This window comes from Sphingopyxis sp. (assembly GCF_050916055.1).
GTDB lineage: Bacteria > Pseudomonadota > Alphaproteobacteria > Sphingomonadales > Sphingomonadaceae > Sphingopyxis.
Map to the genome: position 1 here is coordinate 1832590 of NZ_CP051527.1, position 11390 is coordinate 1843979.

An 11390-nucleotide genomic window follows, 5' to 3' on the forward strand; every position below is an offset into this window, starting at 1 on the left:
GCGGGTCAGACCAGCACCACCGCCCCGCGCATGTCGCGCCGCCGCCCGGCGTCGTCATAGGGCAGCACGCGGTGGATCGTCGAAAGATTGTTCCACACGATCAGGTCGCCCGCCACCCAGTGATGCCGGAAACAAAATTCCGGGCGAGTCGCAAATTCCGCCAGCTCGGCGAAAAGTTGCGCACTCTCGCCATGCTTCCAGCCGACAACGACTTCCATATAGGGCGGGCTCAGCCGCAGCGACGAGCGCCCGTCCGCAAGCCTTTGGACCAGCGGGTGCCGCGCGCGCGGCAGGTGCGACATTTCACCGGGGGCCAGCGACGGGACATCGGCATTGCGCACCATATGCGCGAAACTGAACTCGACCGACAACGGCTCGATCCGCCGCTGCAAAGATTCCGGAAGCGCGGCGAAGGCGGCGGCCAGATCGGCGAATTCGGTCTCGCCGCAGCCGGGCTCGACGCATTCGGCGCGCAGCAGGACGGCGCCGATATCGCGGTCGCGATAGACGCCGTCGCTGTGCCACAGCCAGTTGAGCCGCAACAGGCGGGCGCGGTCGCTGTCGGGCGGCAGGAACGCGCCGTCATGCTTGAAATTAGCCGAGCGAAAGATCGCCTTGTCGCCGAACGGCTGCACTTCGCCGAATTGCCGGGCGAGCGCCACCTGTGTGCCGTCGTCGATCGCCAGACCGGGTATAATCAGCACGCCATGGCGGCCGAGCGCGTCCCGCAAGCGCTCGCCCGCGTCGTCCGTCAGCAGGCGCGCCGGATCGTCGGTGCGCACGTGGGCGCCGAACCCGCGCTGCCGCGGCACGATCTCGAAAGGCATCACAAGAGTTTGGCGAAAGCGGGGTGACGAAACGGCGTGCCTTCGGGTTTTCCGGCCAGAAACCGGATCGGATCGCCGTCGGGATCGTCGGCCGCAAGCCGGTCGATTTCGGCAATACCCTGGTCGGGACGAGGGCTGCACGTCACATCGTCGCCGAACACGCGCAGTGAAATCGTCCGGCGCTGCTGCCCCGCAAGCGTCGGTGCGCCGCCATGCAGCACCGCGGGATGGAACAGGATGACGTCGCCCGGCGCGACCGCCCAGCGGACGATCGGAAAGCGGCTTCGCTCCGCCTCAATCGGCGGCAACGGCGGCCAGATGCCGTCTGCAAACATCGCCGCCGCCTCATCCACCGCGCTGAAGGCGGTCGGATTATACAGCGGTCCGCGGTGCGACCCTGGCACGAATTCGAGCGACATATCTGCAGCGACGGGGTCGAGACATATCCACGCCGTCGCCATATGATCGCCCGCCATCGGCACATAGGCGAGATCCTGATGCCACGGCGTCCGCCGCGTCGCCCCTCCCGCCTTGCGCCACACCTGTTCGTACAGCAGCCACAGGCTCTGCGTGCCGAGCACGTCGGCGATCAGTGCGGCAAGGCCGCCGTCGACGGCGAAATCGCGATAATGCGGCAGCGCCGCGGGGTTGGCATGATCCTGAAAAAACGCGCCCGCCGCCCCTGCCAGCACCGCGCCGGCGTGAGGGCCGGGGTTGGCGATGCTCCATTCGAACGCCCGCTCTGCCGCGGCGACGTGCGCCGGTGACAGCGCGGCCGGAATATGGACGACGCCGTCGGCGGCGAAGGCCGCTTGCCGATTTTGCCGATCATCGCGCACAGGCGCCTTCCGCTGTCCGTGCCGCCAACCCGTCTGCGGCATCGCGCAGGAAGCCGCCGTCGATGATCGACCGCCGTTCGCCCGTCACCGCGAGCGCCAGCGCCGCTGCGGGGCCCATGAAACCGACCCAGAGGTCGGGCGTCACGATCGCCGAATCGTCGGCGATCCAGGGGCCGGGCGCGTCGCCCGTGGATCGCAGGAGCGTCAGGGCCGCCGCAAGCCGGCTGACCCTCTGTGCGGCGAGCGCGCGATGCCGTTCGATCGCCGACACCATCTGCCACAACTCGAGCTGTCCGGCGAGGCCGTGGCAATAGGTCGGCGTCGCAATCGCCGGCAGCGCGGCGAGCGACGCGACCGCCCAGTCGATCTCCGCCGCCAGCTCGTCGCGCGCGCCCGGTCCCGCGAGGATCGCCCACAAATAGCCGGCGGTGCCGTGGCACCAGTTGCCCGGCGCGTGGGCGCGGTCGCTGTCCAGTCGCATCGGCATCCCCTGCCCTTGCGTCGACAACATCGCACGCTGCCCGAGCGCCTTCAGCGCGGAGATTGCGACGGCGTCCGCGTCGCGGTCGCCGGTTACCCGCGCCCAATAGCCGAGTGCCGCCGCCACCCCGGCGTTGCCATGCGCGCAGCCCAGGAAGTCGCCGTCCTTATCGCCCTCGCCGCGCCACGATATCACGTCATCTACCGTCACTTGGCTGGCTGTGAGTTTCTGCAGCGCGACCTCGCCGAACGCGAGCGGCCACGTCGCGCCGAGCAATTCGGCCATCGCTGCCGCGGCAAACACGGTGCCGGCGCTGCCCGAAAACAGGTCGAATTCGCGGTCGTCCGCGGCCGCCGCGGCAAGGCGCGCGCGCGCTGCCGATACATAGGCGTCGGTGCCGAGCGCGCGTCCGGCGGCGGCCAGCGCCAACGCCACCCCGGCGTTGCCGGTAAACAGCCCGGCCGCTTGCCCTGTCGCGGGCCGCGACGCCAGCCAATCCGCCGCCCCCGCAATATCGTCGCGGCCATCGACGCCGCCCGCGGGGCCCGCCGCCAACAGACCGATCAATATGCCCGCCGCACCGATATTGATCGCCTCGCAGGCAAAATGGCGCTGGAAATGCGCGTTGCGCCAGTGGTGTCCCGTGTCGCCAGCGACCCGAAAATCGGCGGTCGCGGCAATCGCCGCCGCGATCGACGCGCGCAGGCTCGGGCGGTCGAGCGCAGCCTCACGCAGCGGAGGCGCCGAACCGGCAGCGTCCGCCAGCTGCGCGAGCAATTCCACGCATTCGGCTGCCGAGGGCCGCGCCGCCGGATCGTCGGCGGTCATCCGCTCGACCAGCTGCGCCGCCGCGTCCGCTCCTTCATGGCGCAGCAGTTCGGCAAGCAGCCCGCGCCGCGGGGGAAGCAGGCTAGGCGGGAAGCCGGTGACCGCGTGGAACAGGCTGACCCCCAGGGCATACACATCATGCGCCGGATCGGCGGGCGCGCCGCGCGCCGCCTCGGGCGCCATATAGGCGTCGGTGCCGCGGCCCGAGATCGGCGTCCCGACCGGCACCGCCAGCTCGAAATCGATCAGCGCCACGACGTCCTCGCGCAGGATCGCATTTTCCAGCTTCACATCGCCGTGGGTCCAGCCGCGCCGGTGGACCTCGGCCAGCGCCGCCGCCACCGACGGCATCGCCCGCACCCGCGCCGCACCCGCCAGCTCGGACAGCAGACTGCCTTCGACATCCTCCATGACGAGGCTCGGCACCCGCCCGCTGCTCGACGCGATGGCGCGCGGGGCGCAGCGACCGGCGCCGCCGATCGCCTCGAGAACCTCATATTCGCGCGCGATCCGCTCGGCGGCGCTGCCGTCGCCCGGATAGCGTGTCTCGCCCGGCGCCCGTTGCCGCACGATCAGCGTTTCGCCGACGTCGCGCGTTGCGGCGAACAGCAGCCGGCTGTGCGCCGTGCGCGCGATCTCGCCGAGCATCACCAGGTGTAGGCCGGCGATGGTTTCGTGGGTGCCTGCCACGTCGTCCCAGCCCTCGGCCGCGACGCCGGGCAGCGGGGGGGTGATGCCGGGAGGCGGCTGGCCACCGAAAACGCGGACGTCGGGGACCAGGCTGCCGTCGGGCAGGTGCACCCCGGCGTGGATGATGCCGCGGCTGTCGACGACCGGATGCCGCGCAGTGAAGGCGCCGAAGCGAAAGGCCACTGCCGATCCCGGCCGCAAGTGCAGGCTGGTGCGGATCGCGGGCGCTGCGCTGCTCGGCCACAACCGATCGATCGCCAATATCGCGTCGCGGGCCTGCGCATCATTGGCGGGATAAAGAGTGACGATCTTGCCGACCTGTTCGGCGCCGCCCTCGCCGGCGTTGATCGCCGCGATCGCATCGAGCGACGCCGGCAGCTTGAACGGAATGCAGAGGTCGGCGAGCAGCGGCGCCAGCGTCCGGGCGAAGCACGCCGCCTCGCTGACCGCGACCGCGACGTGCACCTTCCACCCTTGCGCGACATCGGCCGCATCCGGCGGCGCATGGAACTGCCAGCCACAGTCACCATCGCGCCACCGGCGTACGGACCAGTCGTTGCCGAGCCGGCCGCGCAAACAGGAAAGCGCTTCTTCATAGGCATGAAGAAGCGCCGTCCGCTCCGACATCAGCGGAATTTAGCGTCGATCAGTGACGCGTACCCTGGCAGGTATGCCAGGGGCAGCGATGCCCGTCGTGAAGGTCGTTGTTGCTGGCGCGCGCCGCAGCGGCGGCCACCGACGTCAGATCGATGTCGACACCGGCGCGCATACGGTCCTTCGCGATTTCAAATTCGCGGCGCATTGCGTTCAAATTATTCTGCATGGTAAAATTCCTCCAACTAAGTAGCGACCCGAAATCGGAAGATTTCAACGCGATGATGTCAACTTAGGTTAGTTCATGTCAAGACCCGATCTGGGTTCAAGGCGCGCGGGAGGGGAATATTGCCAGACATGTTGGTGCCGCTTCCCTTCATCGACCCCGATTTCAAACGCCGCAGCATCGACGCGGTCAGCCAGATCGCCGCGGCGCACGGCGGGCTGCTGAAATTCGCGCTGCCGTTCGGCGGCGAGGCGTGGCTGGCGGCGAGCCATGCGCTGGCGAGCCAGCTGCTCGTCGATCCGCGGCTGTCGAAGGCATCGCCGCACACCGACCGATCGCCACCGCCGCATCGCCTGTTTCACCACCTTCTGGTGACCGACCCGCCCGAACATGGCCGGCTGCGGCGCCCGCTCGGCCTCGCGCTGGCGGGGTGGACGGGCGCCCGGATCGCGGCGCTGGCGCAGACGGTCGTCGCCCGCCACCTCGCCAGCATCGACGAACGGCAATTCGACCTTTGCGCGCGCATCGCGATGCCGGCGGCGCTTGAGATCGCCTGCACGATCGTCGGCATTCCATCGTCCGACATGCACCGGGTGCAGGCGTGGAACGACCGGCTGACCGCAGCCGACCTGGCGGGCGACGACACCGCGCAGGCGATCGGCGACGACATCGAAGCCTATCTGTCGTCGCTTGCGACAGGCGGCGCGCTGCCGCCCGGCAGCGCGATGGCGGTGCTGAACGGCGTTGCCGCGACAGGGGAAATTACCGCCAGCGAAGCCATGGCGCTCGCCTATCTGTTGCTGTCGGCGGGTTATGAAACCACCGGCCATTTGCTGGCGTCGGCGGTGTGGCTGCTCACCGGCGACCGCGAGGTCTGGCGCGCGATCGCCGCGGACGAAGACGCCGCGCGCCGCGCGGTCGAGGAATGCCTGCGGTTCAACCCGTCGCTCGAACTCGCCACCCCCCGCTATGCGCGGGAGGATCTGGAGATCGACGGGTGCGCAGTCCGCCGCGGGGAGATGATCTTCGTTGCGTTGGGCGCCGCCAATCGCGACCCGGCCATGATCGCCGACGGCGCGCGCTTCGACTGCGCCCGCGCCGAAAGCGCGCGCCACCTGGCGTTCGGGCGCGGGCCGCACATCTGCCCCGGCGCCGGCATCGCGCGCGTCGCGGCGCGCACGATCTTGCAGGAACTGGCGCGGCGGTATCCAAAGCTGACGCCGATCGTCGGCCCCGACGGCGCCGCATGGTTGCCCGGCCTGGTGATGCGCGGCCTGCGCACGCTGCCGGTGTCGCTCGACGGCGGATAAGACGGATTCCCGCACGCGCTGCCGCAATCTTTAGAAATTCTTGAGGCAGGCTTCAGGATCGTCCGCACGCGAACCGCTACACCGAGAGCGCAACGGGTTTCAGCGACCCCGCGCGCTTCACCTCTCTACCGCGACCCAGGGAGGTGGAAAAAAAACGGCCCCGTCGTGTCGCAAGGCACGGCGGGGTTCGCCGCTTGCTAATCTGGCTCCTGGCTTCCCGACCGGTCGATCAGTCCGGCGTCGAGCAGCGGCGCCGCGTCGAGGTCGCTCGCCCCCAACATCTCGGCGAGCCGCTCGGCACCGGCGAGGATCATCGCCTGTTCCCATCCGGCCAGCGCCGCAAACCGCGCCGCGAAAATCTGTTGCAGCATATCGGGAGCGTCGGCCAGCCGCTGCCGCCCTTCATCGGTGACCGCCAGCACCATCTGCCGTTTGTCCTGATCGCTGCGCGTCCGCGTGATCAGCCCCAGCGTCACCAGCCGGTCGGCGATCGCGGTGATCGTCGCATGGCTGAACTGCAACCGCTGCGCGACCGAGCCCGGGGTCACCCCGGATCCCGCTTCGACCTCGCGCAGGACCAGTAGCTGCGACGGCGTCAATCCGGTGGCCGCCGCCAGTTTGCGGCTGCCTCCGTCGACCGCGCGCAGGATGCGGCGCAGGGCCTTCAAAGTGGCGTTGGAAATTGCGGCGTCCATAGCCCCTGTTAGCGGGACGCAGCGGCGGAACCAACGCCAATCTTCGCGGTTCGGGTCGTTCGACATGCTTCATTGATTGAAATATTGTTTCGCGGCTTGGGTTGAACGAATCGCCTGAATGCCTTATGTATCGGCCACGAAAGACCCGGCACCGGAGCACGGCGTCGGGATTTTATTTCAGGAGATGAATTATTTTTGATCGAAACAAGGACGATATGTCCTTGCCTTCGCAAAGCGATCCCGGCGCCGAGCCCGCGCCGCATCCCGAGCTGCGGTTCCGCCCGCCCGTCGGCACCGACGGACCCGCGGTCACCGCGCTGATTTCGCGCTGCCCGCCGCTTGATCGCAATTCGGCTTATTGCAACCTGATCCAGTGCACGCATTTTGCCGATCAGTGCGTCGTCGCCGAAATCGGCGGCCGCATTGTCGGCTGGGTATCGGGGCATCGCCCCGCGTCGGACCCGCGGGCGTTTTTCGTCTGGCAGGTCGCGGTGGCGACCGAGGGGCGCGGCAAGCGCCTCGCCAAGCGGATGATCCAGTCGCTGCTCACGCGCTCGGCGCAGCACGACGTCACCCATCTGATCACCACGATCACCGACGACAATGCCGCATCATGGGCCCTGTTTCGGGGTCTCGCCCGCGACTGGGACGCGCCGATCGAACGCACCGTCTGCTTCGAGCGCGAAGCGCATTTCGCCGGCGCCTATCCGACCGAATATCAGGCCCGGATCGGGCCGCTGACCTACAGCAAAATTCACCAGCCACAGGGGTAATCAAAATGACTATCGAACCCAAACCGTCCGGCGCGATTCCGGACCGGCGCATCTATGAGCGCCGCGAATCCGGCGTGCGCAGCTATGCGCGGTCGATGCCGCGCCAGTTCGGCCGCGCCGAAGGCGTGTGGATGCACGACGACCAGGGCGGCCGCTATCTCGACTTCCTGTCGGGCTGTTCGACGCTGAATTATGGCCACAACCACCCGATCTTGAAGCAGGCGCTGCTCGATTATATCGCCGCCGACGGCATCGCCCACGGGCTCGATCTGCACACCGACGCCAAGGAAGCGTTCCTGACAGCGTTCGAGGACGTGGTGTTGACCCCGCGTGGGCTCGACTATCGCGTCATGTTCACCGGCCCGACCGGCACCAACGCGGTCGAGGCGGCGATCAAGCTGGCGCGCAAGATCACCGGGCGCGAGATGGTCGTCGCCTTCACCAACGGCTTTCACGGCATGACGCTCGGCGCGCTCGCCTGCACCGGCAATGCCGCAAAGCGCGGCGGCGCCGGCGTCCCGCTCAGCCACGTCGCGCACGAACCCTATGACGGCTATTACGGCCCCGACGTCGACACCGCCGAACTGCTCGAGCAGCGGCTCGCCGACCCGTCGAGCGGGCTCGATGCGCCCGCCGCGATCCTGGTCGAAACCGTGCAGGGCGAAGGCGGGCTCAACGCCGCGTCGCCCGATTGGCTGCGCCGGATCGCCGCGATCACCAAGGCGCACGGCGCGCTGCTGATCGTCGACGACATCCAGGCCGGCTGCGGCCGCACCGGCGGCTTTTTCAGCTTCGAGGATATGGGCTTCACCCCCGATATCGTCACGATGGCCAAATCGCTGTCGGGCATGGGGCTGCCCTTCGCGCTGACGCTGTTCCGCCCCGAACTCGACCAATGGTCGCCCGGCGAGCACAACGGCACCTTCCGCGGCAACAACCATGCCTTCGTCACCGCCACCGCGGCGCTGCGCCATTTCTGGGCCGACGGCAGCTTTCAGGCCGATGTCCGCCGCCGCAGCGACCTGCTCCAAGCGCGGCTCAACGCTATCGCGACCGAGCATGGCTTCGAAATGCGCGGCCGCGGCATGATGCGCGGGGTGAGCACCGGATCGGGCGAGCTTGCCGGCGCGGTCACCGCCGCCTGTTTCGACGCCGGGCTGATCGTCGAAACCAGCGGCGCGCATGACGAGGTGATCAAGATCCTCGCCCCGCTCGTCATCGACGATGCGACGCTCGCCAGCGGCCTCGACATTCTCGAAACCCGCATCCGCGCAGCGATGGCCGCCGATTTCGCCGTCGCCGCCGAATAACCCAAGGAGATACTCACATGATCGTTCGCCACCTCACCGACATCCGCAAATCCGACCAGAATGTCCGCTCGGACGGCTGGGCCAGCGCCCGTATGCTGCTCAAGGACGACGGCATGGGCTTTTCGTTTCACATCACCACCCTGTTCGCGGGGTCGGAGATCAAGATGCACTATCAGAACCACCTGGAATCGGTGTTCGTGCTGAAGGGCACCGGGACGATCGAGGATCTGGGCACCGGCAAGACGCACCGGCTGGAACCCGGCGTCATGTATGCGCTCAATGACCATGATCGCCACATCGTGCGGCCCGAGACCGACATATTGACCGCCTGCGTCTTCAACCCGCCGGTTACCGGCAAGGAAGTCCATGATGCGAGCGGCGCCTATCCCGCCGACCCGGCGCGCGAGCCCGCGCCCGCCGACTGACTGCAACCGACAGAAAAGGGGGACATGCCATGAACGACATATACCCATCCCGCCAGGCGGCGACCGCCGAGCTGCGCCCGCGGCTCGACCCCGTCGTCCATGGCGACTGGAGCGACGACGCGCCGATCGACAAGGCGACCGCCGCGCTGTTCGAGCGCGACGGCTATATCGTGCTGGAAGATATCTTCACCGACGAGGAAGTCGCCTTCCTGCAGGGCGCGGCGCGCGACCTGCTCGGCGATCCCGCGGCGCTCGACGACGACACGATCGTCACCGAACCGCAGGCGAATGAAATCCGCTCGATCTTCGAGATTCACCGCCAGAATGCGGTGATGGCGCGGCTCGCCGCCGATGCTCGGCTGGCCGACGTCGCGCGCTTCCTGCTCGGCGACGAGGTTTATATCCACCAGTCGCGCCTCAACTATAAACCGGGGTTCAAGGGCAAGGAATTCTACTGGCACAGCGACTTCGAAACCTGGCATGTCGAGGACGGCATGCCGCGGATGCGCGCGCTGTCGATGTCGGTGCTGCTCGCCGACAACACCCCGCACAACGGGCCGCTGATGCTGATCCCGGGCTCGCATCGCACCTATCTGACCTGCGTCGGCGAAACCCCCGACGACCATTATCTGAGCTCGCTCAAGAAGCAGGAATATGGCGTCCCCGACGAGGACAGCCTGGCCGAACTGGCGCACCGTCACGGCATCGTCGCGCCGACCGGCAAGCCCGGCACGGTCATCCTGTTCGACTGCAACCTGATGCACGGGTCGAACGGCAACATCACCCCCTTCCCGCGCGCCAATGCGTTCCTGGTCTATAATGCGGTGAGCAACGGCCTCGAAAAACCGTTCGGGGTCGAAAAGCCGCGCCCCTGGTTCCTCGCCCACCGCGGCGAGCCCGAACCGCTGGCGGTCGCGCGCGGGCCGCTGGCCGGGGCGGTGGCGGCATGACCGGGCACCATAGCGTCGAGAAGATCGGCGGCACCTCGATGGCCGCGACCGTGACCCTGTTCGACAATGTGCTGATCGCCGGCCGCTCCGGCGCCGACCTTTATAACCGCATTTTCGTCGTGTCGGCCTATGGCGGGATGACCGACCTGCTGCTCGAGAACAAGAAGAGCGGCGCGCCCGGCGTCTATGGCCGCTTCGTCGCCGACGACGATGCCGGCGGCTGGCGCGAGGCGATGGAGGCGGTGCGCCGCGCGATGCACACGCGCAACGCCGACATGTTCGCGCGGCCCGACAGCCGCGAACAGGCCGACGCCTTCGTCGACACCCGCATCGCCACCGTCGCCGCATGCCTCGACGATCTGGCGCGGCTGCGCGCGCATGGCCGCTTCTGCGTCAAGGAACAGCTGATGACGGTGCGCGAACTGCTCGCCGGGATCGGCGAGGCGCACAGCGCGCACAGCACCGCGCTGTTGCTCCGCGACCGCGACGTCAACGCCCGCTTCATCGACCTGACGCTGTGGGATCAGGACGACCTCAGCAGCCTCGACGCGCGGATCGCAGACGCCTTCGCCGCGATCGACCTTGCGACGACATTGCCGATCGTCACTGGCTATGCCGGGTGCGAGGGCGGCATGGTGCGGCGCTATGCGCGCGGCTACACCGAAATGACCTTCTCGCGCCTCGCCGTCCTGACCGGCGCGCGCGAGGCGATCATCCACAAGGAGTTTCACCTGTCGAGCGCCGACCCGCGGCTGGTCGGTGCCGACAAGGCGCGCAAGATCGGCCGCACCAATTACGACGTCGCCGACCAGCTCGCCAATCTGGGGATGGAGGCGATCCACCCCGGCGCCGGGCGCGGCCTGCGCCAGACCGACATCCCGCTGCGCGTGCGCAACACCTTCGACCGCGAGGATGGCGGCACGCTGGTCACCGGCGACTATGTCTCCGACGTCCCGCGGGTCGAGATCGTCACCGGCATCCGCCAGATGCAGGCGCTGCAATTCTTCGAACAGGACATGGTCGGGGTGAAGGGATACGACATGGCGATCCTCGACGTGCTGACGCGGCACGGGCTGTGGATCGTCAGCAAATCGTCGAACGCCAACACGATCACCCATTATCTGTCGGCGAGCGCCGATGCGGTGAAAAAGGCGATCGCCGAGCTGCAGAAGGCCTATCCCGACGCCGCGATTTCGGCGCAGCCGGTGGCGATGGTGTCAGCGATCGGCAGCGACATCTCGCGCCCCGGCCTGGTCCCCGACGCGCTGCGCGCGCTCGATGACGCGGGCATCGCGATGATCGCGCTGCAGCACCAGATCCGCAACGTCGACATCCAGTTCATCGTCGAGAGCCGCGACTTCGACAAGGCCGTGTGCGTCCTGCACCGCGCCCTGGTCGAGGACGAGGCCGATGCCGCAAAGGACCGGCGCGCCGCGTGATGC

The 11390-nt window shown here is 68.1% G+C and carries 11 protein-coding genes; 6 read left to right on the plus strand and 5 right to left on the minus strand.

What is annotated here, in order from left to right:
- Nucleotides 1-5 precede the first annotated feature (5 nt).
- From HEQ22_RS08910 to HEQ22_RS08925, 4 genes are read right to left on the minus strand one after another with little or no spacing between them, the layout of a single operon-like run.
- Nucleotides 6-827, minus strand: coding sequence for a TauD/TfdA dioxygenase family protein (locus HEQ22_RS08910; protein ID WP_432767554.1), 822 nt, complete (start codon nt 825-827; stop codon nt 6-8).
- Entirely contained in the window at nt 827-1666 is an 840-nt protein-coding gene (locus HEQ22_RS08915) for a phytanoyl-CoA dioxygenase family protein (RefSeq protein ID WP_432767555.1), read from the minus strand. Before HEQ22_RS08915 ends, HEQ22_RS08910 begins: the two co-directional genes overlap by 1 nt.
- Complete coding sequence (locus HEQ22_RS08920) at nt 1656-4292, minus strand: lanthionine synthetase LanC family protein (protein WP_432767556.1); 2637 nt, start codon at nt 4290-4292, stop codon at nt 1656-1658. Before HEQ22_RS08920 ends, HEQ22_RS08915 begins: the two co-directional genes overlap by 11 nt.
- 19 nt (nt 4293-4311) lie before the next feature.
- Entirely contained in the window at nt 4312-4488 is a 177-nt protein-coding gene (locus tag HEQ22_RS08925; RefSeq protein WP_432767557.1) for a hypothetical protein, read from the minus strand.
- A gap of 128 nt (nt 4489-4616) precedes the next feature.
- Here HEQ22_RS08925 and HEQ22_RS08930 point away from each other — a divergent pair, with 128 nt between their 5' ends.
- Nucleotides 4617-5795: a cytochrome P450 gene (locus tag HEQ22_RS08930; protein WP_432770845.1), complete on the plus strand. Its 1179-nt coding sequence runs from the start codon at nt 4617-4619 to the stop codon at nt 5793-5795.
- Nucleotides 5796-5992: 197 nt separating this feature from the next.
- Here the strand turns inward: HEQ22_RS08930 and HEQ22_RS08935 are convergent, their stop codons facing one another.
- Nucleotides 5993-6490 carry a MarR family winged helix-turn-helix transcriptional regulator gene (locus HEQ22_RS08935; RefSeq protein ID WP_432767558.1) on the minus strand — a complete coding sequence of 166 codons (498 nt, stop codon included), beginning with the start codon at nt 6488-6490 and terminating at the stop codon, nt 5993-5995.
- Between the two features lie 317 nt (nt 6491-6807).
- Between HEQ22_RS08935 and ectA the strand changes: the two genes are divergently transcribed.
- From ectA to HEQ22_RS08960, 5 genes are read left to right on the plus strand one after another with little or no spacing between them, the layout of a single operon-like run.
- On the plus strand, nt 6808-7263 hold the full coding sequence (gene ectA / locus HEQ22_RS08940) for a diaminobutyrate acetyltransferase (protein WP_432770846.1): 456 nt from the start codon (nt 6808-6810) through the stop codon (nt 7261-7263).
- Between the two features lie 5 nt (nt 7264-7268).
- Complete coding sequence (gene ectB, locus HEQ22_RS08945) at nt 7269-8573, plus strand: diaminobutyrate--2-oxoglutarate transaminase (RefSeq protein WP_432767559.1); 1305 nt, start codon at nt 7269-7271, stop codon at nt 8571-8573.
- 17 nt (nt 8574-8590) lie between these two features.
- Complete coding sequence (locus HEQ22_RS08950) at nt 8591-8998, plus strand: ectoine synthase (protein ID WP_432767560.1); 408 nt, start codon at nt 8591-8593, stop codon at nt 8996-8998.
- Nucleotides 8999-9027: 29 nt separating this feature from the next.
- Nucleotides 9028-9948 carry an ectoine hydroxylase gene (gene thpD / locus HEQ22_RS08955; protein ID WP_432767561.1) on the plus strand — a complete coding sequence of 307 codons (921 nt, stop codon included), beginning with the start codon at nt 9028-9030 and terminating at the stop codon, nt 9946-9948.
- Nucleotides 9945-11387, plus strand: a complete 1443-nt coding sequence (locus HEQ22_RS08960) for an aspartate kinase (RefSeq protein WP_432767562.1) — start codon at nt 9945-9947, stop codon at nt 11385-11387. The genes thpD and HEQ22_RS08960 overlap by 4 nt, the downstream gene beginning before the upstream one ends.
- Nucleotides 11388-11390 lie beyond the last annotated feature (3 nt).

Excerpts from the sequence above, each read along its gene's own strand:
- HEQ22_RS08925 (WP_432767557.1), bottom strand. The coding sequence starts at position 4,488 with ATGCAGAATAATTTGAACGCAATGCGCCGCGAATTTGAAATCGCGAAG.
- ectB (WP_432767559.1), top strand. The coding sequence starts at position 7,269 with ATGACTATCGAACCCAAACCGTCCGGCGCGATTCCGGACCGGCGCATC.
- HEQ22_RS08930 (WP_432770845.1), top strand. The coding sequence starts at position 4,617 with ATGTTGGTGCCGCTTCCCTTCATCGACCCCGATTTCAAACGCCGCAGC.
- HEQ22_RS08950 (WP_432767560.1), top strand. The coding sequence starts at position 8,591 with ATGATCGTTCGCCACCTCACCGACATCCGCAAATCCGACCAGAATGTC.
- HEQ22_RS08920 (WP_432767556.1), bottom strand. The coding sequence starts at position 4,292 with ATGTCGGAGCGGACGGCGCTTCTTCATGCCTATGAAGAAGCGCTTTCC.
- thpD (WP_432767561.1), top strand. The coding sequence starts at position 9,028 with ATGAACGACATATACCCATCCCGCCAGGCGGCGACCGCCGAGCTGCGC.
- HEQ22_RS08960 (WP_432767562.1), top strand. The coding sequence starts at position 9,945 with ATGACCGGGCACCATAGCGTCGAGAAGATCGGCGGCACCTCGATGGCC.
- HEQ22_RS08910 (WP_432767554.1), bottom strand. The coding sequence starts at position 827 with ATGCCTTTCGAGATCGTGCCGCGGCAGCGCGGGTTCGGCGCCCACGTG.
- HEQ22_RS08935 (WP_432767558.1), bottom strand. The coding sequence starts at position 6,490 with ATGGACGCCGCAATTTCCAACGCCACTTTGAAGGCCCTGCGCCGCATC.